This window comes from Pseudomonas sp. FP1740 (assembly GCF_030687165.1).
In the GTDB taxonomy this organism is placed as follows: domain Bacteria; phylum Pseudomonadota; class Gammaproteobacteria; order Pseudomonadales; family Pseudomonadaceae; genus Aquipseudomonas.
Genome location: NZ_CP117461.1, coordinates 5,599,838 through 5,625,698 on the forward strand (window position 1 = coordinate 5,599,838; position 25,861 = coordinate 5,625,698).

Genomic DNA, 25,861 nt, shown 5'->3' on the forward strand with positions numbered 1-25,861 from the left:
GCGGGCCGTGTTCGAGCGGGGAATCCTAGCACAGCGCCCTCTTCTAATCAGGACGGCGGCTAGATCGAAAGGGTATATGAATATACCCCCTCGTTTGGGCTCCAGCCCTGTAGTCAAATCGGGTTCGGGCAATCGATGAAGATGTGCTCGAGGGCGAAACGTCGCGCCAGGTAATCACCCAAAGCCTGTACGCCGTAACGCTCGGTGGCATGGTGGCCGGCGGCAATGAAACTGATGTCGTTTTCCCGGGCGCTGTGGAACGTCTGCTCAGAGGCCTCGCCGCTGAGGTACAGATCGACACCGGCCAACACCGCCTGGTCAATGTAACCCTGGCCGCCACCGGTGCACCAGCCGACCCGACGAATCATCTCGCTGCCTTCGATCAGTAACGGCTCGCGCCCCATGACTTCCTGCACGCGGCGAGCGAAATCGCGGGGAGTCATCGGTTCGTTCAACGAGCCGACCAACCCGACGATTTTCAGGTTGTCCGGATCCAGCGGGCCTTCGACGGTAATATCCAACTGCCGGGCGAGCAGCACGTTGTTGCCGACTTCCGGGTGCAGATCCAGCGGCAAGTGATAGGACAGCAGGCTGATGTCGTGCTTGAGCAGGGTTTTCAACCGGCGCTGCTTCATGCCGGTGATGCACGGGTTCTCGCCTTTCCAGAAATAGCCGTGATGCACCAGCACCAGATCGGCCTGGGCCTCCACTGCGGCGTCCAGCAACGCCTGGCTGGCGGTGACACCGCTGACGATGCGCATTACTTGCGGCCGGCCTTCGACCTGCAAGCCGTTGGGGCAGTAATCGGCAATCTTCGCACTTGCCAGGTAACGGTCGGCTTCTTCGACCAGGGTGCTCAGGGCGACGGCCATAAAAGACTCCTAAATATCCCGTTCAGAGGCGCGCGCGGCCTCGTATAATGCGCGACATTATGGGCGGTCTCATACCGCCTGCAACCTCTCAGGACGTGCTTAATGCTCAAGGCGCTGCGTTTTTCCGGCTGGCCGCTGTTGGCCGGCGTGCTTGTCGCTCTACTGATTATTCAGCGTTACCCGCAGTGGGTCGGGCTGCCAAGCCTCGACGTCAATCTGCAACAAGCCCCGCAAACCCTTGGTGTGCAGCAGGGCCCGGTGTCCTATGCCGATGCGGTGACCACGGCTGCGCCGTCGGTGGTCAACCTTTACACCACCAAAGTGGTCAACAAACCCAGCCATCCGCTGTTTGAAGACCCGCAGTTCCGCCGCTTCTTTGGCGACAACTCGCCCAAGCAGAAGCGCATGGAGTCGAGCCTCGGTTCGGGCGTGATCATGAGCCCGGAAGGTTACCTGCTGACCAACAACCACGTGACCAGCGGTGCCGACCAGATCGTGGTGGCGCTCAAGGATGGTCGTGAAACCCTGGCCCGGGTCATCGGCAGCGACCCGGAAACCGACCTCGCGGTATTGAAGATCGACCTGAAAAACCTGCCGTCGATCACCGTCGGCCGTTCTGACAACCTGCGCATCGGCGACGTGGCCCTGGCCATCGGCAACCCGTTCGGCGTCGGCCAGACCGTGACCATGGGTATCATCAGTGCCACCGGGCGCAATCAGTTGGGTCTGAACAACTACGAAGACTTCATCCAGACCGACGCCGCGATCAACCCCGGCAACTCCGGCGGTGCACTGGTGGACGCCAACGGCAACCTGACCGGCATCAACACGGCGATCTTCTCCAAGTCCGGTGGCTCGCAAGGCATCGGCTTCGCGATCCCGGTCAAACTGGCGATGGAAGTGATGAAGTCGATCATCGAACACGGCCAGGTGATTCGCGGCTGGCTCGGCATCGAAGTGCAACCGTTGAGTCAGGAACTGGCGGAATCGTTTGGCCTGTCGGGACGCCCTGGAATTGTGGTCGCGGGGATATTCCGTGACGGCCCGGCGCAGAAGGCCGGCCTGCAATTGGGCGACGTAATCCTCAGCATCGATGGTGAACCGGCTGGCGATGGTCGCAAGTCAATGAACCAGGTGGCGCGCATCAAACCGACCGACAAGGTCACGATTCAGGTGATGCGCAACGGTAAAGAACTCAAGCTCACTGCAGAAATCGGTCTGCGTCCGCCGCCTGCGCCGATCCAGGAAAAAGAAGAAGAGTAAGCGGGGACCTGTGGGAACGAGCCGCACCGCTCGCTCCCACAGGAACAGTTTTGGTCTAGAGGTCGCCGAGGCCGTCGATCAGTGCCTGATTCTGCTCCGGCGCGCCAATCGAAATCCGCAGGAACTGGGCAATCCGCTCTTGCTTGAAGTGCCGAACAATCACGCCCTGTTCGCGCAACTTCGCCGCCAGCCCCGCCGCATCGTGCTTCGGGTGACGGGCAAAAATGAAGTTCGCCGCCGACGGCAACACTTCAAACCCCTTCGCCTCCAGTTGTGCGACCACTTGCTCGCGACTCTCGATGACCAACCGGCAAGTCTTGTCGAAATACTCGCGATCTTCGAACGCCGCTGCAGCCCCCACAATCGCCAGACGATCCAGCGGGTAGGAGTTGAAGCTGTTCTTGATCCGCTCCAGTGCCTCGATCAGGTCCGGGTGCCCCACGGCCAGGCCAACCCGCAGGCCGGCCAGGGAACGGGACTTGGACAGGGTCTGCGTCACCAACAGGTTCGGATAACGGTCCACCAGCGTGATCGCCGTTTCACCGCCGAAGTCGATGTAAGCCTCATCCACCACGACCACCGAATCCGGGCTGGCCTTGAGGATTTGCTCAACAGCGTCCAGTGCCAACAGGCAACCGGTCGGCGCATTCGGGTTCGGGAAGATGATCCCGCCGTTCGGCTTGGCATAGTCCGCCGGGTTGATCTGGAACTGTTCGTCCAGCGCAACCGCATCGAACTTGATGCCATACAACCCGCAGTAAACCGGGTAGAAGCTGTAGCTGATGTCCGGGAACAGCAGCGGTTTATCGTGCTGCAGCAAACCGTGAAAGATGTGCGCCAGGACTTCATCGGAACCGTTACCGAGGAACACCTGATTGCCCTGCACGCCGTAGTACTTGGCAACGGCTTGCTTGAGCAGGTCGCTGTTCGGGTCCGGGTACAGACGCAGGTTGTCGTTCAGTTCGGTTTGCATCGCCGCCAAGGCTTTTGGCGATGGACCGTACGGGTTTTCGTTGGTGTTGAGCTTCACCAGTTTTGCCAGTTTCGGCTGCTCGCCCGGCACATAAGGCACCAGATTCTTGACGAACGGGCTCCAGAATTTACTCATGTTCAGTTCCCCTGCTTGTCATCAAGAATGCGGTATTCAGCACTGCGGGCGTGAGCGCTCAGCGATTCGCCACGGGCCAGTACGGAGGCGGTCTTGCCCAGTTCGGAGGCACCCTGCTCGGAGCAGAAGATGATCGACGAACGTTTCTGGAAGTCGTAAACACCCAGCGGCGAGGAGAAGCGCGCAGTGCCGGAGGTCGGCAATACGTGGTTCGGACCTGCGCAGTAGTCGCCCAGGGCTTCGGAAGTGTGGCGGCCCATGAAGATCGCGCCGGCGTGACGGATCTGCGGCAGCCAGGCCTGCGGATCGGCGACCGACAGCTCCAAGTGCTCTGGGGCAATGCGGTTGGCCACTTCGATGGCCTGTTCCATGTCGCGAACCTTGATCAGCGCACCACGGCCATTGATCGAGGTTTCGATGATCTCGGCGCGTTCCATGGTCGGCAGCAGTTTGGCGATGCTGGCGGCCACCTTGTCGAGGAACTCGGCGTCCGGGCTGACCAGAATCGCCTGGGCGTCTTCGTCGTGCTCGGCCTGGGAGAACAGGTCCATGGCGATCCAGTCCGGATCAGTCTGGCCGTCACACACCACCAGAATCTCCGAAGGGCCGGCGATCATGTCGATGCCGACCTGGCCGAACACGTGGCGCTTGGCAGTGGCGACATAGATGTTGCCCGGGCCAACCACTTTGTCGACCTTCGGCACGCTTTCGGTGCCGTAAGCCAGCGCCGCAACGGCCTGGGCGCCGCCGATGGTGAACACCCGGTCGACGCCGGCGATGCAGGCTGCGGCCAGCACCAGTTCGTTGACTTCACCACGCGGGGTCGGCACGACCATGACCACTTCGGTCACGCCCGCCACCTTGGCCGGAATCGCGTTCATCAGCACCGAGGACGGGTAGGACGCCTTGCCGCCCGGCACATACAGGCCGGCGCGATCCAGTGGCGTGACCTTCTGGCCCAGCACCGTGCCATCGGCTTCGGTGTAACTCCAGGAGTCCTGTTTCTGCTTTTCGTGGTAGCTGCGCACACGGGTCGCGGCTTTTTCCAGGGCTTCGCGCTGAGGCACGGTGATGCGGGTCAATGCCAGTTCCAGGCGTTCGCGCGGCAGGATCAAGTCCGCCATGGACGCCACTTGCAGGCCATCGAATTTCTGGGTGAACTCGACCACCGCCGCATCGCCACGCTCGCGCACGGCCTTGATGATGTCCAGCACCCGCTGATTGACCGAGTCGTCAGACACACTTTCCCAGCTCAGCAGATGATCCAGATGATGTGCGAAATCCGGGTCAGCAGCGTTGAGTCGGCGAATTGCAGTCGGTGCGGTCATAGCGAGAGCCTCATAGGATTGGCAAAAACTCGGGCGCCCTAAGCTAGCCGTTGATCCGCTTGGGCACCCGAGAATTCTGGCTATGAGGCGGATAGACGGGCGCGACTCAAGGTCGCGCAGGTGAATCAGCCGCGGTGTCGAGACTCCACTGCCTTGCGCAGGGTGTCGATCAACGCCTGGATACGGGCATGCTGCATTTTCATCGACGCCTTGTTGACGATCAGACGGGAGCTGATGGCAGCGATGAAATCCTGTGGCTCCAGGCCATTGGCCCGCAGCGTGTTACCGGTGTCGACCACGTCGATGATCTTGTCCGCCAGACCGATCAGCGGCGCCAACTCCATCGAGCCGTAGAGCTTGATGATGTCGACCTGACGACCCTGTTCGGCATAGTAGCGCTTGGCGACGTTGACGAACTTGGTGGCAATGCGCAGACGGCCCTTGGGCTCGACTGCGCCGACTTTGCCGGCCGTCATCAGTTTGCACTGGGCGATTTGCAGGTCCAGTGGTTCGTACAAACCCTGGCCGCCGTATTCCATCAGCACGTCTTTACCGGCGACGCCCAGATCGGCGGCACCATGCTCGACATAGGTCGGCACATCGGTGGCACGCACGATCAGCAAGCGCACATCGGCCTGGGTCGTGGGGATGATCAGCTTGCGGCTCTTGTCCGGATTCTCGGTCGGCACGATGCCCGCTTCAGCCAGAAGCGGCAGGGTGTCGTCAAGGATGCGGCCCTTGGACAGTGCGATAGTCAACATGGGAAACGTCAGTCCTTATCAAGGTACTCATGCCCGGTCGCAAATGGCGCCGGACACACATCGAGCCGGAAACCGGCTCGACTTCAACAAATCAACGGACGCGTCCCTGCGCCCATGCAGCAGAAACTAGCCCGGTACGCGGCGAATCTTGGCGCCGAGCATCTGCAGCTTCTCTTCGATGCACTCATAACCACGGTCGATGTGGTAGATGCGATCGATCAGGGTATCGCCTTCGGCGATCAGCGCCGAGATCACCAGGCTGGCCGAAGCACGCAGGTCGGTGGCCATGACTGGCGCGCCCTTGAGCTTTTCGATGCCGGTGACGATGGCGGTGTTGCCTTCAACCTGGATGTGCGCGCCCATGCGGTGCAGTTCGTAAACGTGCATGAAACGGTTTTCGAAGATCGTCTCGATCACAGCACCAGTGCCTTCGGCAATGGCGTTGAGGGAGATGAACTGCGCTTGCATGTCGGTCGGGAACGCCGGGTATGGAGCGGTCCGCACGTTGACGGCTTTCGGTCGCTTGCCGTGCATGTTCAGCTCGATCCAGTCTTCACCGGTGGTGATTTCGGCGCCGGATTCACGAAGTTTTTCCAGAACGGCTTCGAGGATGGTCGGATCGGTGTCCTTGACCTTCACACGCCCGCCGGTGACCGCTGCCGCCACCAGATAGGTACCGGTCTCGATACGGTCAGGCATCACTTTGTAAGTGGTCGTGTGCAGACGCTCGACGCCGTCGATGGTGATGGTGTCGGTGCCGGCGCCGGAAACCTTCGCGCCCATGGCGTTCAGGAAGTTCGCCAGGTCGACGACTTCAGGCTCGCGAGCGGCGTTGGCCAGAACGCTGCGGCCCTTGGCCAGAGCGGCCGCCATCATGATGTTCTCGGTACCGGTCACGCTGACGGTGTCGAAGAAGAAGTGCGCACCGCGCAGGCCGCCTTCAGGGGCCTTGGCCTTGATGTAGCCGCCTTCGACGTCGATGACCGCGCCCATGGCTTCAAGACCACGGATGTGCAGGTCAACCGGACGCGAACCGATGGCGCAACCGCCAGGCAGTGCAACTTCGGCTTCACCGAAACGGGCAACCATCGGGCCCAGCACCAGGATCGAGGCGCGCATGGTTTTAACCAGTTCGTACGGCGCGATCAGGGTCTTGATGGTACGCGGGTCGATTTCGACGCTGAGTTTCTCGTCGATCACAGGCTCGATGCCCATGCGACCGAACAGCTCGATCATGGTGGTGATGTCGTGCAGGTGCGGCAGGTTGGCCACGGTCACGGGGCCATCGCACAGCAAGGTGGCAGCCAGGATCGGCAAGGCAGAGTTCTTTGCCCCGGAGATGCGGATCTCGCCGTCAAGACGAGCGCCACCAGTAATAATCAATTTATCCATAAGAATCTCGACGCCCTTGGGCTCAGGTGCGCTCGGCCCAGGCCGCGCTGCTGAAAAATTTCATAGTGACCGCATGGATGCTGCCATCGACAATCCACGGGTTCAAATGGGCATAGACCTGCTGCTGACGCTTCACCGGGCTCAACGCCGCCAGTTCATCGCTAATCACGTTCAGCTGGAAATTGCAGCCTTCGCCTTCAACTTCCACCTTCGTGTTTGGCAGCTTTCCTTCAAGGAAGCTCTTCACTTCTACGGCCTGCATGCTCAACCTCAATCGGCGCCCTGTGCGCGCGGGTCGGACATCATACAAAAAAGCCCCGCGCCTGCGAACCCCGCGAAGCAGGACTCTGACGGGGGGCTTCTTTATAGATGCGGTTCAGGGGTGCGCCAACAGCTCGGTCAATTCGCTGACCTGAGCGATTTTGCGCATGTCTTCGGGCATCGCGCGAATGCTCACGGCCTTGCCGGCCACCTGAGCATCGCGCATGAAGCACAGCAGCAGCGACAAGCCGACACTGCTGGACTTCTCCACTGCGGAGCAATCGACCACCAGCGCAGGCGCCTTGCTGGACTTGATCAGTACCTGACCCTGCTTGCGCAAGTTCGGGCCGGTCCGGTAATCCAGCACACCGCTGAGCAGCAGCTCGCCGGTTTCGCTCATGCGAATGGCCGACTCACTCATTGGGCTTTCTTCTCGACAGCTTTTTCGGTGTTTTCCTTGGCTTTGGCGACTTCCCCGGCCCAACCATTGATGGTCTTGTCCAGGTCGTTGCCATTGCGCTGCATCGCATCAGCGAACTGATCGCGGAACAGCTTGCCGATATTGATGCCGTTGATGATGACGTTACGCAGCTTCCATTCGCCGTTGATCTTTTCGAGTGTGTAAGACACAGGATAGATCGCGCCGCTGCTGCCTTTGACCGTCATGCCAACGCTGGTACGGTCTCCCGATTCATCCTTGGCAGGCTCAACAGTGATGCCCTGGTTGTTGTATTCGAGCAATGCGTTGCCATAAAACTGGAACAGGCCCTTTTTGAAGTTTTCTTCAAACGTCTTCATTTGCTCGGGCGTTGCTTTGCGCGAGTATTTGACGGTCATGATGCTTTTGGAAATGCCCTCGGCATCCACCACGGGGCCGACGATGGTGTTCAACGCCGTATAAAAGTCTTGTGGATCCTGCTTGTACTTCTCTTTATTGGCCGACAGGTCGGCGAGCATCCGGGTCGTGGTGTCCTGAACCAGATCGTGCGCCGACTGCGCCGCCATGGCGTTAGCCATCAACGGCAAGGCCGCGAGCAGTATCAACAGGCCACGTCGCAAGATAGAGATCATTGAAAAGCTCCTCATTTGGCGTCTTTGCTAACGGTATTGAGCAGAAATTTACCGATCAGGTCCTCGAGCACCAACGACGACTGCGTGTCGTGGATGGTTCCACCATCCTTGAGCAGGGCTTGTTCCCCACCCACGCTGATACCGATGTATTTCTCACCCAACAGGCCAGCGGTCAGGATAGATGCAGTGGAGTCAGTCGGCAGGTTATCTACGCGCTTTTCCAGTTGCATGGTCACCCGACCGGTGAAGCTGTCGCGATCCAGATCGATCGCCGTGACCTTGCCGATGGTCACACCGGCCATGGTCACTTTAGCTCTGACAGTCAAACCGGCGATATTGTCGAAATATGCATAAAGTTTATAAGTGTCAGTGGCTGCGCTCGGGGACAGGCCACTGACCCGCAACGCAAGCAACAGCAAAGCCAGGATGCCAGCCAGCAAGAAAAGGCCGACACCGATTTCCAGGGTGCGGTTTTGCATCAGAAATCTCCAAACATCAAGGCGGTCAGAATAAAGTCCAGGCCGAGTACCGCCAAAGAGGCGTACACCACGGTCTTGGTAGTGGCACGACTGATCCCCTCGGAAGTGGGCTCGCAGTCATAGCCTTGGAATACGGCGATCCAGGTCACGACGAAGGCAAAAACGATGCTTTTGATAATGCCGTTGAGCACATCGTCGACAAACATCACGCTGTTTTGCATGTTCGACCAGTAGGAGCCTTCATAGACCCCCAGCCAGTCGACGGCCACCCACGAACCCCCCCAGATACCCACCACGCTGAAAATCATCGCCAGCACCGGCAGGGAAATGAAGCCGGCCCACAGGCGCGGAGCAATAATGTACTTGAGCGGGTCAACCCCGATCATTTCCAGACTGGACAGTTGTTCGGTGGATTTCATGTTGCCGATTTCGGCGGTCAGCGCCGAGCCCGCACGTCCGGCGAACAGCAAGGCCGTGACGACCGGCCCCAGTTCACGCAGCAGCGTCAGCGCAACCATCTGCCCGACAGCCTGCTCCGAGCCATAGCTGGACAGGATATTGAAGCCCTGCAGCGCCAGCACCATGCCGATGAACACCCCGGAGACCACGATGATCACCAGGGACATCACGCCAACCGAATGCAGTTGCTTGACCAGCAGGCCAAAACTGCCGCCGATGCCACCGCGACCGAGCAAGGCATGAAACAGGAACAGCGCCGAACGCCCGAACACCGCCAGCACATCGATGCCGGCGTGGCCGAAACGGCGCACTCTTTCTATTAATGAAATCTTGCGCATCAGCGCTTCCCCAGAAGATCTGCGCGGTAATCCGTCGCTGGAAAGTGGTATGCGACCGGGCCGTCGGGTTCGCCAGTCATGAACTGGCGAATCCGTGGTTCCTGCGAAGTCATCAATTCCTTGGGTGTGCCCTGCCCCAACACTTGCCCGTCACCCACCACAATGATGTAGTCGGCGATGCTCGCGGTCTCGGCCAGATCGTGGGAGACCACGATGCTGGTGATGCCCAGCGCATCGTTGAGCAGGCGGATCAGGCGCACCAGCACGCCCATGGCGATCGGGTCCTGGCCGACAAAAGGCTCGTCGTACATGAGAATTTGCGGATCGAGGGCAATCGCCCGGGCCAGCGCGACTCGACGTTTCATGCCGCCGGACAATTCGTCAGGCATCAGGTCAATGGCGCCACGCAAGCCCACGGCCTGCAATTTGAGCAGGACAATATCGCGAATCATCTCTTCCGGCAGTGTGGTATGAACACGCAGCGGAAAGGCGACGTTCTCGAATACATCGAGATCGGTAAACAGCGCGCCGCTCTGAAACAGCACGCCCATGTGCTTGCGCGCATCGAACAAATCGCTGCGCGACAATGTTGGCAGGTTCTGGCCATTGACCCAGACTTCGCCGCTGGTGGGGCGCAATTGGGCCCCCATCAACCGCAACAGCGTGGTCTTGCCACACCCGGAAGGCCCCATGATGCCGGTGACCTTGCCGCGTGGTATGCGGATATCGATGTTATTGAAAATGCTGCGCGCACCGCGCTTGAAGGTCAGTCCCTTCAGCTCGACCGCGTAGGCGTTATCGGCACTCATCTAAACTCCTTGCGATGCAGCCTCTCACTCGGACGCCTGGCTTTCTAACGAAAGCACATACCTCCCCGGGCAGGCCGAACTGGCGGCGAACTATATCACTGCAAAGGCCAAGCGCCCAAGGCCCAAGCCGGGCACGTTCAGCAACATGACCACCTGAAATCATCTATTTAGAGGGTTTCGGTAACAAGGAATGACAAACCGCGACGAACTTGCGTGAGGGTTTTGATCATTACCGTTATAATCGCCGCCTTTTCATCAGGCTATACGATTTCTGACATGAGCCAATCCAGCGACCTGATTCAATCTGCACAACGCACCATCCGTCTCGAACTGGAAGCCGTGCAAGGCTTGTTACCCCATATCGACGCAGATTTCGTACGCGCTTGCGAGATGATTCTGGCCAGCAAAGGCCGCGTAGTCGTGGTCGGCATGGGCAAATCGGGGCACATCGGCAACAAGATTGCCGCCACCCTGGCCAGCACCGGCACCACGGCGTTCTTCGTGCATCCAGCCGAAGCCAGCCACGGCGACATGGGCATGATCACGCGTGACGACATCATCCTGGCGCTGTCGAACTCCGGCTCCACCAATGAAATCGTAACCCTGCTGCCACTGATCAAGCGCCTGGGCATCAAATTGATCAGCGTCACCGGCAATCCCGACTCAGCGCTGGCCAAGGCTGCCGAGGTCAACCTCAACGTTCACGTCGAGCACGAAGCCTGCCCGCTGAACCTGGCGCCAACCTCATCGACCACCGCCGCTCTGGTGATGGGCGATGCCCTGGCGGTGGCGCTGCTGGAAGCCCGCGGTTTTACCGCTGAAGATTTCGCCTTTTCCCACCCAGGCGGTGCACTTGGCCGACGCCTGCTGCTGAAAGTGGAAAACGTCATGCACGCCGGGCAAGAGCTGCCGCAGGTTCAGCGCGGCACCCTGCTCAAGGACGCATTGATGGAAATGACCCGCAAGGGCCTGGGCATGACCGTGGTTCTGGAGGCCGACGGTAAACTTGCCGGGATCTTCACCGACGGCGATCTGCGTCGCACCCTGGACCGCAGCATCGACATCCACAGCGCCACCATCGAGCAGGTCATGACCGCCCACGGCAAGACCGCACGTGCCGAGATGCTGGCTGCCGAGGCGTTGAAAATCATGGAAGACCACAAGATCAACGCACTGGTCGTGGTCGACAGCGAGGACCGCCCGGTCGGCGCCTTGAACATGCACGATTTGCTGCGCGCTGGAGTAATGTAATGAGCACGGACCTGCTGCAACGCGGCAAACAGATCAAACTGGCGGTATTCGACGTCGACGGCGTGCTGACCGACGGGCGCCTGTACTTCCTCGAAGACGGCAGCGAATTCAAGACCTTCAACACCCTCGACGGCCAAGGCATCAAGATGCTGATGGCAGCGGGCGTGCAGACCGCTATCATCAGCGGACGCAAGACCCCGGTGGTCGAACGACGGGCCAAGAACCTCGGCATTCCACACCTGTACCAGGGTCGCGAAGACAAACTGGTGGTGCTCGACGAGCTCCTTGCCCAACTCAACCTGAACTATGAACAAGTGGCCTACCTCGGCGACGACCTGCCGGACCTGCCGGTGATTCGCCGCGTCGGCCTGGGCATGGCCGTGGCCAACGCCGCCGGTTTCGTGCGCGAACACGCCCACGGCATTACCCAGGCCCGTGGCGGCGAGGGTGCCGCGCGCGAGTTCTGCGAATTGATCCTGCGCGCCCAGGGCCGCCTCGATGCGGCCAACGCCGCGTACCTGTGAGCCCATCATGCTGAGCAAAAAGATTCGCAACATCCTGATATTCGGTTGCATCGCGGCGCTATTCGCTGCGGTCGGCTACTGGAACATCAGCCCGGAACGCTTCCTCGACAAGCCAGTGGCGCATGTCGATGAAGCCATGATCGACTATTACGCCACCAACGCCCACAGCGTGCAGTACCTGCCGGACGGCAAATTGCAGTACGAAATGACGTCCGACAAGGTCGAACACCTGAAAGCGACCGAAGTGACGTTGCTGTCCAATCCTGACCTGAACATGTTTCGCGGCACCGAATTCCCCTGGCACGTCCAGAGCGATCGCGGCGAAGTCAACCCGGACGGCACCCAGGTCGAGTTGATCGACTCGGTACGTATCACGCGTTTCGACGAAAAAAACCGTAAAACCCTGATTACCACCACCCGTATGACAGTGTTCCCGCAGCAGCAATATGCGCAGACCGATCAACCCGTTAGAATCGACGGCGCCGGCGGTGTATCGACAGGCAACGGAATGAAAGCGTACTTGAAAGAAAGCAGGATACACCTGCTATCGAACGTAAGAGGACAGTATGAGGCTCGTTAAAACCCTCCCTATTTTGCTCAGTCTGAGCGCAGCACTGGGAAGCGTGAGCGCCTGGGCTCTGCCGACCGATCAAGCGCAGCCTATCCGCATTCAGGCCGACGACGCCCAACTGGACGATAAGAACGGTGTTGCCACCTATAAAGGTGATGTGATCATCACTCAGGGCTCGATGAAGGTCACCGGCAACACCGTGACCATCACTCGCACCCCGACTGGCGACATCGACGTGGTGACCTCGGTGGGCAACCTGGCGTACTTCGAGCAATTGCAAACAGCTGGCGACACCAAGCCTGTTCAGGGCTGGGGCGTGACCATCCAATATCACGCCGCGCAAAACCGCGTCGTACTGATCGACAAGGCCAAAGTTGTCGACAAGGACAACAACGTCACCCAGGGCGAAAAAATCGTCTATGACACGGTGAAAAAACTCGCCAGCGCCGGTCGCGCCACAGGCAGCAAGGTCACCGAGGCACGTCCGCGTATCGACATGGTGATCCAGCCGAAGAAGAAAACCGACGAGAAAACCCAGTAATGGCAACTCTGAAAGCTCAGCATCTGGCCAAGAGCTACAAGAGCCGCCAGGTCGTGCGTGACGTCAGCCTGTCCATCGACAGCGGCCAGATCGTCGGCCTGCTTGGCCCCAACGGCGCCGGTAAAACCACCTGTTTCTACATGATCGTGGGCCTGGTACAGGCCGATCAGGGTCGCGTACTGATCGATGACCTGGACGTCAGCCACCAGCCGATGCATGGTCGCGCGAAGGCCGGTATCGGCTATCTTCCGCAAGAAGCGTCGATCTTCCGCAAGCTGTCGGTGACCGACAACATCATGGCCATCCTCGAGACCCGCAAGGAGCTCGACAAGGCCGGTCGCCGCAAAGAGCTGGAAAGCCTGCTGCAGGAATTTCACATTCACCACATCCGCGACAGCCTTGGCATGAGCCTGTCCGGTGGTGAACGCCGCCGGGTGGAAATCGCCCGGGCACTGGCCACCAACCCGAAATTCATCCTCCTCGACGAACCCTTCGCCGGCGTGGACCCGATCTCGGTGGGCGACATCAAGCAGATCATCCATCACCTCAAGGCCAAAGGCATTGGCGTGCTGATCACTGACCACAACGTCCGTGAAACCCTGGACATCTGCGAAACCGCCTACATCGTCAACGATGGCCAACTGATCGCTGAAGGCGACTCCGCCACCATCCTGGCCAATGAACTGGTCAAGGAAGTGTATCTGGGCCATGAGTTCCGCCTGTAAGCGCTGAGGTGCCTGGTCAGTCGCCTCGGTGCTCATCTCAATAAAAAATCAATAGTTTTTTATTGTTACAGCGCTCTAGGCAAACACTTCAGTTTCAGGCATATAATTTGCTTATGTTTGGCGCTTCGGCGCCCTGTAGTGGATGGCGCATGTGCGCCGGCGAATAAGGTGTTAAGCCCCTGCCATGAAACCATCGCTAGTCTTGAGAATGGGCCAGCAGCTGACGATGACACCGCAGCTGCAACAGGCCATCCGCCTGCTCCAATTGTCGACCCTGGACCTGCAACAGGAAATCCAGGAGGCCCTGGAGTCCAATCCGATGCTCGAACGCCAGGAAGAAGGCGACGACTTCGATAACGCCGACCCCTTGGCCGACAAAGCCGAACAGCAACCCAACGCCGACATCCAGGAACCCTCCTACCAGGAAACCGCCCCGACGGTGGATAACCTTGAGGAAGGCGACTGGAACGAGCGCATTCCCAACGAATTGCCTGTCGATACCGCCTGGGAAGACGTCTACCAGACCAGCGCCAGCAGCCTGCCGAGCAACGATGACGACGAGTGGGATTTCACCACCCGTACTTCGGCCGGTGAAAGCCTGCAAAGCCATTTGCTCTGGCAACTGAACCTGGCACCGATGTCCGACACCGATCGCCTGATCGCCGTGACCCTGATCGACTGCATCAACAATCAGGGCTATCTGGACGAAACCCTCGAGGAAATCCTCGAGGCCTTCGATCCGGAACTGGACATCGAACTGGACGAAATCGAAGCCGTCCTGCACCGCATCCAGCAATTCGAGCCCGCCGGTATCGGCGCCCGCAACCTCGGTGAATGCCTGCTGCTGCAACTGCGTCAACTGCCCGCCAAGACCCCTTGGCTGACCGAGGCCAAGCGCCTGGTCACCGATTACATCGACCTGCTCGGCAGCCGCGACTACAGCCAGCTGATGCGCCGCATGAAGCTCAAGGAAGACGAACTGCGCCAGGTGATCGAACTGGTCCAGAGCCTCAACCCGCGCCCGGGTTCGCAAATCGAGTCCACCGAAGCCGAATACGTCGTTCCCGACGTGATCGTGCGCAAGGACAACGAGCGCTGGCTGGTGGAACTGAACCAGGAGTCGGTGCCACGCCTGCGGGTCAACGCCCAATACGCCGGCTTCGTACGCCGCGCCGATACCAGCGCTGATAACACCTTCATGCGTAATCAGCTGCAGGAGGCTCGCTGGTTCATCAAGAGCCTGCAAAGCCGCAACGAAACCCTGATGAAAGTGGCCACCCAGATCGTCGAGCATCAACGCGGCTTCCTGGAGTACGGCGACGAGGCCATGAAACCGCTGGTGCTGCATGACATCGCTGAAGCGGTGGGCATGCACGAATCGACGATTTCACGGGTGACCACGCAAAAATTCATGCATACCCCACGGGGCATCTATGAACTGAAATACTTTTTTTCCAGCCACGTCAGCACCTCCGAAGGCGGCGAATGCTCGTCCACGGCGATCCGCGCGATCATCAAAAAACTGGTTGCCGCGGAAAATCAGAAAAAGCCGTTGAGTGACAGCAAGATCGCTGGTTTACTGGAGGCACAAGGCATTCAGGTGGCTCGCCGCACCGTCGCCAAGTACCGCGAATCCCTGGGAATCGCGCCTTCGAGCGAACGCAAGCGGTTGATGTAGAGCCACGCCACAGCGTTCCAGTGGTAGATCATCGGATCTACCGCTTTATGCACTGGCAACGAAGGAGAAGCTGTATGCAAGTCAACATCAGTGGACACCAACTGGAAGTGACCGAACCTCTTCGCACCTACATCGGCGAAAAACTCGAACGATTAGAGAGGCATTTCGACAAGATCACCAACGTGCAGGTCACGATGACGGTCGAGAAGCTCAAGCAGAAAATCGAAGCCACACTGCATATTCCCGGCAATGAGGTGGTCGCTAACGCGGAACATACCGATATGTACGCAGCGATCGACGCACTGACCGACAAGCTGGATAAACAACTCAAAAAGCATAAGGAAAAGACCCAGAGCCTCCTCCAGGGCGCGACCGGTCGTTAACACTCCCAACCCATGATCCGACTTGAAAGCATCCTGACCCCCGGCCGTTCCCTGGTGAACGTGCCGGGCGGCAGTAAAAAGAAAGCCCTTGAGCAAATTGCCACCCTGATTGCCCGGGAAGTGCCGGATCTGGAGATGCAAGATGTCTTCGAGGCTTTGATTGCCCGTGAAAAACTCGGTTCGACCGGTTTTGGCAACGGTATCGCCATCCCCCACTGCCGTCTCAAGGGCTGCGAATCGCCCATCAGTGCCTTGATGCACCTGGATGCACCCATCGATTTCGACGCCATCGACGGTGCCCCGGTTGACCTGCTGTTTGTACTGCTGGTCCCGGAAGCCGCCACCGATGCGCACCTGGAGTTGCTGCGCCAGATCGCCAGCATGCTTGATCGCAAGGAAGTACGTGAAAAACTGCGCAGCGCCCCGAGCAACGAAGCCTTGTATCAGGTTGTCCTGGACGAGCAAAACGGTCACTAATCATGCGCCTGATCATCGTCAGCGGCCGCTCCGGCTCAGGTAAAAGCACTGCCCTCGATGTTCTCGAGGACAACGGCTACTACTGCATCGACAACCTGCCGGCCGGTCTGCTGCCGGAACTGGCCGAGCGCGCGCTGATTCATACCGAACTGGCACAACCGCTGGTGGCCGTGTCCATCGATGCACGCAACTTGCCGAGCCACCTGTCACGGTTTCCCGAATTGCTGGAAGAAGTCCGCAGCCGGCATATCCAGTGCGATGTGCTGTATCTGGACGCCGATGAAGAGACCCTGCTCAAACGTTTTTCGGAAACCCGCCGTCGTCACCCGCTGAGCAGTGCCAATCGCTCGCTGGCGGAGGCGATAGAGGACGAAACCAATCTGCTGGGGCCGATCGCCGACCTGGCCGACCTCAAGGTCATCACCACCAATCTGAACCTGTATCAGCTGCGCGATACCATCAAGCTGCGCCTGCTGAATCAGCCGGAGCCCGGTACTGCGTTTCTGGTGGAGTCTTTCGGGTTCAAGCGTGGCATGCCGGTAGACGCCGATCTGGTGTTCGACGTGCGCTGCCTGCCTAACCCTTACTGGAAACCGGAGCTGCGGGCACAGTCCGGGCTCGATCAGCCGGTGGCCGACTACCTGGCGGCGCAGCCGGATGTCGAAGAGATGTTCCAGGACATTTCCTCCTACCTGCTCAAGTGGCTGCCCCGCTTTGCCGCGAGCAACCGCGCCTATGTCACTATTGCCATTGGCTGCACCGGCGGGCATCACCGCTCGGTTTACCTGACCGAACGCCTGGGTCAGGTCCTGCAACAATCCCTGAAGAACGTCCAGGTTCGCCACCGCGACCTCAGCTAAAGGATTCACATCGCGATGCCTGCTCTGGAAATCGAAATCATCAACAAGCTGGGCCTGCATGCCCGCGCGTCTGCCAAATTTGTCGGAGTCGCCGGTCAGTTCAAGGATTGCACGATCAGGGTAGGACGCACGCCAGAATCCGCAGTCGACGGCAAAAGCATCATGGCCATGATGATGCTGGCTGCTGGCAAGGGCACCAAAATCCACCTGAGTACCGAAGGTGAACAGGAGCAGGAAGCGCTGGATGCACTGGTGGCGCTGATCAACAACTACTTCGACGAAGGCGAATAAACAGCAAAAGATTGCAGCCTTCGGCAGCTCCTACGCGTCTTTGGGCGATGCTAAGGGCTGCGATCCAATGATCCAAAAAAACGCGCTACCCAATTGGGTGGCGCGTTTTTTTGTGCAGCAATCGCAGCTTAGCTGCCCGCCACCGTCATCCGCTCGATCAACACCGAACCTGTGCGAATGTTGCTGCGCAATTCCAGGTCATTACCGACCGCAATGATCTGCTTGAACATGTCGCGCATGTTGCCGGCAATAGTCACTTCCTGGACCGCGAACTGGATTTCGCCGTTCTCGACCCAGAAACCCGCCGCGCCACGGGAGTAATCGCCAGTGACCATGTTCAGGCCCTGCCCCATCAATTCAGTGACCAGCAGGCCACGACCCATGCGGCGCAACAGGGCCGCCTGATCTTCATCGCCATGGGTGACGAACAGGTTGTGCACGCCGCCGGCATTCGCGGTGCTCGGCATGCCCAGCTTGCGGCCGGAATAGGTGCCAAGCACGTAGGACACCAGCTCGCCGTTTTCCACGAACGGCTTGGCGTAGGTCGCCAGGCCATCGCCATCGAAGGCAGAGCTGCCCAAAGCGCGCATCAAGTGCGGACGTTCATCGATGGTCAGCCATTCCGGGAACAGTTTCTGCCCCAGCGTGCCTTCGAGGAACGACGACTTGCGATACAGACTGCCGCCGGAAATCGCCGAGAGGAAACTGCCGAACAAACCGCCGGCCAGTTCCGCAGAAAACAGCACCGGCACTTCGCAGGTCGGTACCGGGCGTGCGCCCAAGCGACTCGCCGCCCGTTGCGCGGCACGCTGGCCGATGCTCTCCGGGCTGGCCAACAAATTGCCCTGCCGGTTCACGTCGTACCAGTAATCACGCTGCATCTGGCCATCGGCCTCGGCGATCATCACGCAGCTGAGGCTGTGACGGGTCGAGGCGTAACCGCCGATAAAACCGTGGCTGTTACCGTACACACGGCAACCCTGATGAGTGCTGAGGGTGGTGCCGTCGGCGTTCTTGATCCGAACGTCGGCGGCAAACGCCGCCGCTTCACAGGCCAGAGCCTGCTCGATGGCTCGCTCCGGCGTGATACTCCATTGGTGGAACAGGTCGAAATCCTGCAGCTCCTTGGCCATCAGCGCGGCATCCGCCAAGCCTGCGGCTTCGTCTTCAGACGTGTGCTTGGCAATCGCCAGCGCTGCAGCGACGGTTTCGCGAATCGCTTCCGAACCGCTGGCCGAGGTGCTGGCCGAGCCTTTGCGCTGCCCTACATACAAGGTGATGCCAAAGCCCTGGTCGCGGTTGAACTCAACGGTTTCGACTTCCCGCTGACGCACCGTGGTCGACAGGCCCTGCTCCAGCGACACCGCCACTTCACAGGCACTGGCGCCTTGGCGCTTGGCTTCAGCAATGATCTGCTCGACTTGCTCTTGCAGTGCCGGCAACGCTTGTGGGCCGACGCTTTCAACTGCACTCATGCTGTTCTCCACTCAAATTCTGCTTTCGGTAACGGTCATCGAGCGACCGGGCCGGACAAGCGGCCCCCGACTGGTTATCATGGCGGCGTTTCTTTGCGGACGGCCACCATGGTTGATTCTTACGACGACTCCCTCGATACGGGAGAAAAAAGCAAATCCCAGGTCAAACGCGAGCTGCATGCTCTGGTTGACCTCGGCGAGCGCCTTACAACACTCAAGCCTGACCTGCTGGCAAAACTGCCGTTGACCGACGCTTTGCGCCGGGCTCTGGCCGATGCGCCCAAGCACACCGCGAACATCGCGCGTAAACGGCACCTTCAGTTTATCGGCAAGCTGATGCGCGATCAGGACACTGGCGCCATTCTCACTCTGCTCGATCAACTCGATGCCTCCACCCGGCAGTACAACGAACGTTTCCACGGCCTGGAACGCTGGCGCGATCGCTTGATCGCAGGCGACGACGCCGTCCTGGAGAAGTTCGTCGTCGATTACCCGGAGGCCGATCGTCAACAATTGCGCTCCCTGATCCGTCAGGCCCAGCACGAACTGGCGACCAACAAGCCACCGGCTTCGAGCCGTAAAATCTTCAAGTACATCCGTGAGCTGGACGAGACTCAACGCGGTTTGCGTTAAGTCCCGAATCGGGTGAGTTGCCTCGCAACTCACCCGAAGCTTCACGTTTTCAAGAGCCCCTTACGATCCTGTGCCACCCACGGTGATCGCATCGATTTTCAGCGTTGGCTGGCCGACACCCACCGGCACCGACTGCCCATCCTTGCCACACGTTCCCACACCGCTGTCCAGCGCCAGATCGTTACCAACCATCGACACCCGGCTCATGGCTTCCGGCCCGTTGCCGATCAATGTCGCGCCTTTGACCGGGGCGGTAATCTTGCCGTCTTCGATCAGGTACGCCTCGCTGGTAGAGAACACGAACTTGCCACTGGTGATGTCCACCTGACCGCCGCCGAGGTTGGCGCAGTAGATGCCTTTTTTCACCGAGGCGATGATTTCCGCCGGGTCGCTTTCGCCACCGAGCATATAAGTGTTGGTCATACGCGGCATCGGCAAGTGCGCGTAGGATTCGCGACGACCGTTGCCGGTGCGGGCCACGCCCATCAGGCGCGCGTTGAGCTTGTCCTGCATATAACCTTTGAGCACGCCGTTTTCGATCAGCGTGGTGCACTCGGTCGGCGTGCCTTCGTCGTCGACGCTCAGCGAACCTCGGCGGCCGGCGAGAGTGCCGTCGTCGACGATGGTGCAAAGCTTCGATGCAACCATCTCGCCCATGCGCCCGCTGTAGGCCGAACTGCCCTTGCGGTTGAAATCGCCTTCCAGACCGTGACCGACGGCTTCGTGCAGCAACACGCCGGACCAACCCGAACCCAACACTACCGGCAACGTACCGGCCGGCGCCGGAATGGCTTCCAGATTCACCAGAGCCTGACGCAACGCTTCACGGGCATAACCCATGGCACGGTCTTCGCTGAGGAAATAGCGGTAGTCGGTACGACCGCCACCGCCATGGCCACCGCGCTCACGCCGACCGTTCTGCTCGACGATCACGCTGACGTTGAAACGCACCAGCGGCCGCACATCCGCCGCCAGGCCGCCATCGGTGGAGGCGATCAGAATCCGCTCCCAAACTCCGGCCATGCTCACGGTGACTTGCTGGATACGCGGGTCGAGGGCCCGGGTCGCCACGTCGATACGCTTGAGCAGCTCGACTTTCTCGGCGCGGGTCATCACTTCCAGCGGGTTGTCCGGCCCGTACAACTGAGCGACATCCTGGGTAGTGAACGCCTGCACGGTGCCATTCTGCCCGGCCCGGGAGATCGAACGGGCCGCACGGGCCGCCGCGCCCAGCGCTTCGAGGGTGATCGCATTGCTGTAGGCGAAACCGGTTTTTTCACCCGATTGCGCACGCACGCCGACACCCTGGTCGAGGTTGAAGCTGCCTTCCTTGACGATCCCGTCTTCCAGCGCCCAGGACTCGGAAATCTGCCCCTGGAAATACAGGTCGGCGGCATCGATGCCCGGGCCGGCCAGATCGCCGAGCACACCTTGCAGGCTCTCGATCGTTACGCCACCGGGCGCCAGGAGGTGTTCACTGACAGAGGACAACAACTCGCTCATATGCTTTACGCCTTAAATTCGTCGTTCTGATGCAGGTCGCTGAGCGCCCTGCGAGAAAAAGCGCCGGTGAGTGGACACCGGCATCCGCGCCCTGATGGACGCCTGTTCGCTGCTGTCGCGTTCGGCCAGCAGCACGGCCTCGCCCTGATCCTGTTGTGCCAGCACGCGCCCCCATGGGTCGATTATCGCGGCATGACCAAAGGTTTCTCGCGGTCCCGGATGAGTGCCACCCTGGGCGGCCGCGAGCACGTAACATTGAGTCTCGATGGCGCGCGCGCGAATCAGCACGTCCCAATGGGCCGCGCCGGTCACCGCGGTAAAGGCCGACGGGGCGGTAATCAATTCCGCGCCGGCGGCACGCAATTCGCTGTACAGCTCCGGGAAGCGCAAGTCGTAACACACTGTCAGGCCGACTCGACCGACCGGCGTATCGGCAACCACCACGCCACTGCCATAAGCATAGTCATCGGATTCGCGATAACGCCCGCGATTGTCCGCCACGTCCACGTCGAACAGGTGCAGCTTGTCGTACCGCGCCACGGTCTCGCCCTGGTCATCCACCAGCAACGAGCACGCATGCGCTTTGGCCATCGGTTCATCCGCCGGCGGCAACGGCAACGTGCCGGCCACTATCCATAACTTGAGGTCGCGGGCGGTCTGTTTCAACCACGGCAGGATCGGGCCTTCGCCCAGCGCTTCGGCGCGACCAATGTCGGCAATGTCGCGACGACCCATGGCTGCGAAGTTTTCCGGCAGCACGGCAAGCCGCGCGCCACCGGACGCGGCCTGCTCAAGCAGACGACGGGCCTGGGCCAGGTTGGCCAGCACGTCGCTCTGGCTGACCATTTGAATGACTGCTACAGACATGGCCATTTCCTTATCTGGAATCAACACATACCTGTAGGAGCCGCCTGCGGCAGCTCCTACAGGGGACTTACGGCCATGCTACTCCATAGGCTTGGAAAGTGGCTTTTCAAAAAGGCTTGTCGTAGGTGATTTTCGGCTCTTTCCACGGACCTTTGACCGTGTATCTGACGCTGGCAAAGCGCGCCACGCGGTCACCGATCAGCTTATCGATCAGGAACAGCGCCCCACCGACGGCTGGTGCACCGACGATCAGCGCGGCAATCGGCAGATTGTTGGTCACCGGCAAGGTCACCAGCAACTTGGCATCGACCTGATCAGCCACCAGGTCCAGGGTGCCGTTGAGTTCCAGGTTGCTCGACGGGCCAGTCAGCCGGATCGGCTCACGGGTCACGTAGACCCCGTTGCTCGCGACCAACAGCCCTTTGACCCGGTCATAGCTCAAGCCTTTGCCGAACAGGTCGGAAAAGTCCAGGCGCAAGCGGCGGCCAATGGAGTTGAAGTTGAGCAGGCCAAATACCCGTAGAGCCTGGGCGCTGCCCTCGACTTCAACAAACTGACCTTTATTGAGCGACGCATCAAGGCTGCCGGAGAAGCGCTTGGTGGCCAGCCACGCCGGTGAGCCAGGCCAGCGACCGTCGACATCCATGTGAAACTCTTCACTGGTGACGCTCGGCGCAAAGCCCCAGCCCTTGAGCACGTCGGCGAGGTTCTTGCCACTGACCCGGCCCTTGTACCAACTGCTGGAATTGCCGGGCGTGCCTTCCCAACCGCCGCTGCCCTGCAGGAAGATGCCCTTGAGACCCATATCCAGGGAGTTGAGGGCAATGCCCTTGCCGGTCGGGCGAACTTTCAATAGCCAGGCGCCCACCAGGTCCTGCCCCTGGAACAGTTGATTGATGGTGATATCCAGCGCCGGGATTTTCGTCGGGTCCACGGTGGCCAGCGGATCCGGCGAATTCTCGTCGGCCAGCACCGTCGGGTCTGGCGCCGGCAAACGTACGTATTGCAGATTGACCGCAATCGGTGCGGCTTTCGCATCAGGTATACCGACGGTGCCCTTGGCCTGCTGACTGTCGAGTTGCAGCGCCCAGGCGGCCGGCTTGCGCGTCAACTGCACCGACGCCTGATCAAGGGTGGTGCCGAAACCGCTGAGCTTGCCAACCTTGAAATCCGCGCCGCTGAGCAATTGCTTGGCGCTGCCGCCTGGATCCTGGCCAGCATACTTGCTGACAAGATCCTGCCAGGGAGACACATCCAGCTCGGACAGTACACCGCGCACGCGCAGGCCTTTGTTGCCGGGCAGCACAGCATCACCACCGCCGAGAAACAACTCACCGCGACCGTCGACGAAATTGCCGGTCGGAGCCGCAAACGTGAAGTTCGCCAGCTCACCGTAGTTGACCCAGTAACGCCGCTCCGGTCCTTGCAGGGTCATGCGGAACACGGTGTCGCGGCCGACATCCGCCGCCATGCCGAACGGCGCCGGCAAATCCACCGCCACGCCTTTGAGATTGGAGCTGACGATCAATTGGCTGTCGGCGCCATCAAGGTTCAGTTGCAGCTGATAAGGGACTACACCAGACACCGGCAGCGGCTGAGTGACGTTCAGCCACTCAGTGAGTTTCTTGACTTCGACCTGACCCGCCGCGGTGACCCGAGTGTTGAGCTTGCCCGCACTGCCATCGGCAAAAATCTGCGCGGTCACGGGTTTGTCGAACGCTCGCGCGGTGATCTTCTGCCCGCTCAAACCCTTAGCACTGTCGAAGCGGAAGTCGCCCTTGAGTTGTGTCAGTTCCAGGATGGGCTCGCGAAGTTTCAAGCGGGCCTTGTCGGTCTTGAAGTCGACGAGGATTTTCGGTTGCTCACCTTTGACCAGCGGGATATCCAGGTTGAGCTTGCCTTGCAGATCGCCCTCGCCCTCCCAGCCAGCGAACGTGTCGGCGGTGCCGATCGGTGCTTCCTGCAGAATCTTCAGGCCATCGCCCAACCCGCCGGCGAACGCGCCATCGAGGAACAGGTGGGGACTCTGTCCGGCAGGCACATGGGGAATATTGACGTAGACGTCGCTGACCTGGGTATCGAGCAATTGCCCCTTGCTCGCGAGAATCCGCACACCGCTGTCTTCAATGAACACATCGCCGCTGACCTTGCTGACATGCGGCCAACCCGGCTGAAACGCCAGCTCGGCATCGTGAACCTTGAAAAACAGGCTGATGCTGCGAGCCGTTTCCGGGGCGCCATGGTTCAGCGATCCCTGGTACTGGAAGAAACCTTCATCCACCGCGCCTTTGAGAATCGCCGTACGCAGCCACTCGTCCAACGCCGGGCTCAACACGGCCGGCAGGTACTTGGCGGTGTAGCGACCGTCGCCGTCGACCAGGCCGACCCGCAGGTCCATGTAGTCTTCCTGGGTGTGATCGAAATGCAGGCGAATCAGGAAGTCGCCGGCAATCTTGCCCTCTTCGCCCAGCACCTTCAGGTACGGCGCGATCAGGGTGAAACCTTCTTTATCGAGCTTCCAGGTCAACCGCGCATTGGCCTGAATGTACTGCCATGGCTTGGCGAAAATCGGGTCCAGGTGCAGGGAGAAATCCTTGCTGTCCATGCGCAACTCGCCCTGCCCGAGATCGCCGCTGATGCTGCCACTGACGTTTCGCGCCGCCGGTGCGCCGTGATAGGCGTCGAAGCCGACCCGCTCCAGATTGGCGGCAAAGCTGAATTTGCTGTCATCGGTAGCCGCGGGGCGCAAGTCGATCAGCACGTTGCGCAATACCCCGGTGACCTTGAGCCGCTCGACGGCCGTAGCGACACCTTCCGGAAGCGGCCCCAACGCGTTCAGCAACGGGGTGAGGGGTGTGAGGTCGATGCGGTCGGCTTGCAGATGCAAGAGCTCTGGCGTCTCGTCGGTCGCCGCCGTTTGTTGAAATTGCAGTTTCGACTCCCAGCGGGTTTCACCCAGGCTCATCGCCAGAGAATCCAGGGTGACCTGGACGCCTGTGGAGCTGCGCTGGAAATACCCGTTAAGCGCCAGATTGTTGATCTGGATCGGCTTGCGCTCGGCGTAGGCGCCCTTGAGTTGCGGTGCGTTCAAACGGACCGCGGCGCTTTGCAGGGCGCCCTCGCTCCAGTTCGCCCAGAGCTCGCCGCCGGCCTTTATCTCGGAGAAATTCCATTGTTGGGTCAGGCGCTCGGGCAACCATTTCGACCAATCGCTTTGCGGCAGGCTCAAGTAAGCCTCAACCTCGCCGTCCTGCCACTGGCTGGCGCGGATACGGGTGCGCAGGCTCATCGCAACCGGCTGGCCGTCGGGCAGGGTCAAACGGGCGTCGAGACGCTGACGCGACACACCGGTTCTCAGATTGAGGCCAACGTAGGTCAGAGTCAGCGGCGGCTGATCCAGTGGCTGCAAGGTCACCTGGCTGTCGAGCACCGACAATTGCTGGACCATCTGCATACGATTGAACAACTGCTCCGGGTCCAGCGGCTGATCCTGCCGCACCGGCAATCCTTCCAGCGCCCAATGACCATCCTCGCCTTCCTTGAGGCTGATCTTCAGGCCGTTGAGCTCCAGATGTGCGATGCGTATTTCGCGCGCCAGCAGGCTGGCCCAGATATCCGGCACCGCGCGCACCTGGTCCAGGCGCAAGGCATTGGAGCCTTCGCCAACCATCACGTCATGAGCCAGCAGAACCGGGGCGAGGCCGCTCCAGTTGCCCTCCAGTTCGCCGATGTGCAGCGGCATGCCCAAGACGGCGCTGGCTTTGGTTTCGACATCGGCACGGTATTCGGCCACCAGCGGTGTCAGCTCCCGGCCGAGACTGACAAACAGCGCCATCAACACCAAAACCAACGCGCACAGGCCCAGACCCCAGCGGGTCAGTGCGGCCAATATGCGTGTCAGACGGTCCATGTCAGTTGGCTCCCATGGCAAAAATACTGCA

General features: G+C 60.1%; 27 protein-coding genes. 12 read left to right on the forward strand and 15 right to left on the reverse strand.

Annotation, left to right across the window (positions count from 1 at the left end; all coding sequences use genetic code 11):
• Nucleotides 1–113: 113 nt before the first annotated feature.
• Complete coding sequence (locus PSH69_RS25080) at nucleotides 114–872, reverse strand: Nif3-like dinuclear metal center hexameric protein (RefSeq protein WP_305410142.1); 759 nt, start codon at nucleotides 870–872, stop codon at nucleotides 114–116.
• A 102-nt stretch (nucleotides 873–974) separates the two neighbouring features.
• Between PSH69_RS25080 and algW the strand changes: the two genes are divergently transcribed.
• Nucleotides 975–2,135: a Do family serine endopeptidase AlgW gene (gene algW / locus PSH69_RS25085; RefSeq protein WP_018927192.1), complete on the forward strand. Its 1,161-nt coding sequence runs from the start codon at nucleotides 975–977 to the stop codon at nucleotides 2,133–2,135.
• Between the two features lie 55 nt (nucleotides 2,136–2,190).
• Here the strand turns inward: algW and hisC are convergent, their stop codons facing one another.
• The 10 genes from hisC to PSH69_RS25135 form a co-directional block, all read right to left on the reverse strand.
• Nucleotides 2,191–3,243: a histidinol-phosphate transaminase gene (gene hisC / locus PSH69_RS25090; protein ID WP_305410143.1), complete on the reverse strand. Its 1,053-nt coding sequence runs from the start codon at nucleotides 3,241–3,243 to the stop codon at nucleotides 2,191–2,193.
• 2 nt (nucleotides 3,244–3,245) lie between these two features.
• Nucleotides 3,246–4,571 carry a histidinol dehydrogenase gene (gene hisD / locus PSH69_RS25095; protein ID WP_018927194.1) on the reverse strand — a complete coding sequence of 442 codons (1,326 nt, stop codon included), beginning with the start codon at nucleotides 4,569–4,571 and terminating at the stop codon, nucleotides 3,246–3,248.
• 125 nt (nucleotides 4,572–4,696) lie between these two features.
• Nucleotides 4,697–5,332, reverse strand: coding sequence for an ATP phosphoribosyltransferase (gene hisG, locus PSH69_RS25100; RefSeq protein ID WP_007941260.1), 636 nt, complete (start codon nucleotides 5,330–5,332; stop codon nucleotides 4,697–4,699).
• A gap of 126 nt (nucleotides 5,333–5,458) precedes the next feature.
• On the reverse strand, nucleotides 5,459–6,724 hold the full coding sequence (murA, locus tag PSH69_RS25105) for a UDP-N-acetylglucosamine 1-carboxyvinyltransferase (RefSeq protein WP_018927195.1): 1,266 nt from the start codon (nucleotides 6,722–6,724) through the stop codon (nucleotides 5,459–5,461).
• Nucleotides 6,725–6,746: 22 nt separating this feature from the next.
• Entirely contained in the window at nucleotides 6,747–6,986 is a 240-nt protein-coding gene (locus PSH69_RS25110; protein WP_018927196.1) for a BolA family protein, read from the reverse strand.
• A 114-nt stretch (nucleotides 6,987–7,100) separates the two neighbouring features.
• Nucleotides 7,101–7,406 (reverse strand): lipid asymmetry maintenance protein MlaB, encoded by a 306-nt coding sequence (locus PSH69_RS25115; protein WP_018927197.1) that lies wholly within the window; start codon nucleotides 7,404–7,406, stop codon nucleotides 7,101–7,103.
• A complete protein-coding gene (locus PSH69_RS25120) occupies nucleotides 7,403–8,056 on the reverse strand; it encodes a phospholipid-binding protein MlaC (protein ID WP_018927198.1) in 654 nt (217 codons plus the stop codon). Before PSH69_RS25120 ends, PSH69_RS25115 begins: the two co-directional genes overlap by 4 nt.
• 11 nt (nucleotides 8,057–8,067) lie before the next feature.
• Nucleotides 8,068–8,535 carry an outer membrane lipid asymmetry maintenance protein MlaD gene (gene mlaD / locus PSH69_RS25125; protein WP_105340085.1) on the reverse strand — a complete coding sequence of 156 codons (468 nt, stop codon included), beginning with the start codon at nucleotides 8,533–8,535 and terminating at the stop codon, nucleotides 8,068–8,070.
• Nucleotides 8,535–9,332, reverse strand: a complete 798-nt coding sequence (mlaE, locus tag PSH69_RS25130) for a lipid asymmetry maintenance ABC transporter permease subunit MlaE (protein WP_019581164.1) — start codon at nucleotides 9,330–9,332, stop codon at nucleotides 8,535–8,537. The genes mlaD and mlaE overlap by 1 nt, the downstream gene beginning before the upstream one ends.
• Nucleotides 9,332–10,141: an ATP-binding cassette domain-containing protein gene (locus tag PSH69_RS25135; protein ID WP_018927201.1), complete on the reverse strand. Its 810-nt coding sequence runs from the start codon at nucleotides 10,139–10,141 to the stop codon at nucleotides 9,332–9,334. The genes mlaE and PSH69_RS25135 overlap by 1 nt, the downstream gene beginning before the upstream one ends.
• A 276-nt stretch (nucleotides 10,142–10,417) precedes the next feature.
• Here PSH69_RS25135 and PSH69_RS25140 point away from each other — a divergent pair, with 276 nt between their 5' ends.
• From PSH69_RS25140 to PSH69_RS25185, 10 genes are all read left to right on the forward strand, one after another.
• On the forward strand, nucleotides 10,418–11,392 hold the full coding sequence (locus PSH69_RS25140) for a KpsF/GutQ family sugar-phosphate isomerase (RefSeq protein ID WP_018927202.1): 975 nt from the start codon (nucleotides 10,418–10,420) through the stop codon (nucleotides 11,390–11,392).
• A complete protein-coding gene (locus PSH69_RS25145) occupies nucleotides 11,392–11,916 on the forward strand; it encodes an HAD family hydrolase (RefSeq protein ID WP_018927203.1) in 525 nt (174 codons plus the stop codon). The genes PSH69_RS25140 and PSH69_RS25145 overlap by 1 nt, the downstream gene beginning before the upstream one ends.
• Nucleotides 11,917–11,923: 7 nt before the next feature.
• Complete coding sequence (gene lptC / locus PSH69_RS25150) at nucleotides 11,924–12,496, forward strand: LPS export ABC transporter periplasmic protein LptC (RefSeq protein ID WP_018927204.1); 573 nt, start codon at nucleotides 11,924–11,926, stop codon at nucleotides 12,494–12,496.
• The gene (gene lptA, locus PSH69_RS25155; protein ID WP_019581168.1) at nucleotides 12,483–13,028 is read left to right on the forward strand and encodes a lipopolysaccharide transport periplasmic protein LptA; all 546 of its coding nucleotides are present in this window, start codon (nucleotides 12,483–12,485) and stop codon (nucleotides 13,026–13,028) included. Before lptC ends, lptA begins: the two co-directional genes overlap by 14 nt.
• The gene (gene lptB / locus PSH69_RS25160) at nucleotides 13,028–13,753 is read left to right on the forward strand and encodes an LPS export ABC transporter ATP-binding protein (RefSeq protein ID WP_018927206.1); all 726 of its coding nucleotides are present in this window, start codon (nucleotides 13,028–13,030) and stop codon (nucleotides 13,751–13,753) included. Before lptA ends, lptB begins: the two co-directional genes overlap by 1 nt.
• 184 nt (nucleotides 13,754–13,937) lie before the next feature.
• Nucleotides 13,938–15,431, forward strand: a complete 1,494-nt coding sequence (locus tag PSH69_RS25165) for an RNA polymerase factor sigma-54 (RefSeq protein ID WP_026331852.1) — start codon at nucleotides 13,938–13,940, stop codon at nucleotides 15,429–15,431.
• A gap of 74 nt (nucleotides 15,432–15,505) precedes the next feature.
• Nucleotides 15,506–15,814 carry a ribosome hibernation-promoting factor, HPF/YfiA family gene (gene hpf / locus PSH69_RS25170; protein ID WP_007941242.1) on the forward strand — a complete coding sequence of 103 codons (309 nt, stop codon included), beginning with the start codon at nucleotides 15,506–15,508 and terminating at the stop codon, nucleotides 15,812–15,814.
• Between the two features lie 12 nt (nucleotides 15,815–15,826).
• A complete protein-coding gene (ptsN, locus tag PSH69_RS25175; protein ID WP_305410144.1) occupies nucleotides 15,827–16,291 on the forward strand; it encodes a PTS IIA-like nitrogen regulatory protein PtsN in 465 nt (154 codons plus the stop codon).
• Between the two features lie 2 nt (nucleotides 16,292–16,293).
• Nucleotides 16,294–17,151, forward strand: a complete 858-nt coding sequence (gene rapZ, locus PSH69_RS25180) for an RNase adapter RapZ (protein ID WP_305410145.1) — start codon at nucleotides 16,294–16,296, stop codon at nucleotides 17,149–17,151.
• 15 nt (nucleotides 17,152–17,166) lie between these two features.
• Nucleotides 17,167–17,442 carry an HPr family phosphocarrier protein gene (locus tag PSH69_RS25185; RefSeq protein ID WP_305410146.1) on the forward strand — a complete coding sequence of 92 codons (276 nt, stop codon included), beginning with the start codon at nucleotides 17,167–17,169 and terminating at the stop codon, nucleotides 17,440–17,442.
• Nucleotides 17,443–17,570: 128 nt separating this feature from the next.
• Here the strand turns inward: PSH69_RS25185 and pmbA are convergent, their stop codons facing one another.
• Nucleotides 17,571–18,917, reverse strand: a complete 1,347-nt coding sequence (gene pmbA, locus PSH69_RS25190; RefSeq protein WP_305410147.1) for a metalloprotease PmbA — start codon at nucleotides 18,915–18,917, stop codon at nucleotides 17,571–17,573.
• Between the two features lie 108 nt (nucleotides 18,918–19,025).
• On the opposite strand from pmbA, the gene yjgA reads away from it, so the two are divergent.
• Nucleotides 19,026–19,550, forward strand: a complete 525-nt coding sequence (yjgA, locus tag PSH69_RS25195) for a ribosome biogenesis factor YjgA (protein ID WP_007941230.1) — start codon at nucleotides 19,026–19,028, stop codon at nucleotides 19,548–19,550.
• 60 nt (nucleotides 19,551–19,610) lie between these two features.
• On the opposite strand, the gene tldD is transcribed toward yjgA, so the two are convergent.
• The 3 genes from tldD to PSH69_RS25210 form a co-directional block, all read right to left on the reverse strand.
• Complete coding sequence (gene tldD, locus PSH69_RS25200) at nucleotides 19,611–21,053, reverse strand: metalloprotease TldD (RefSeq protein ID WP_018927212.1); 1,443 nt, start codon at nucleotides 21,051–21,053, stop codon at nucleotides 19,611–19,613.
• A gap of 12 nt (nucleotides 21,054–21,065) precedes the next feature.
• On the reverse strand, nucleotides 21,066–21,920 hold the full coding sequence (locus PSH69_RS25205; protein ID WP_305410148.1) for a carbon-nitrogen hydrolase family protein: 855 nt from the start codon (nucleotides 21,918–21,920) through the stop codon (nucleotides 21,066–21,068).
• A 106-nt stretch (nucleotides 21,921–22,026) separates the two neighbouring features.
• Nucleotides 22,027–25,830, reverse strand: coding sequence for a YhdP family protein (locus PSH69_RS25210; RefSeq protein ID WP_305410149.1), 3,804 nt, complete (start codon nucleotides 25,828–25,830; stop codon nucleotides 22,027–22,029).
• Nucleotides 25,831–25,861 lie beyond the last annotated feature (31 nt).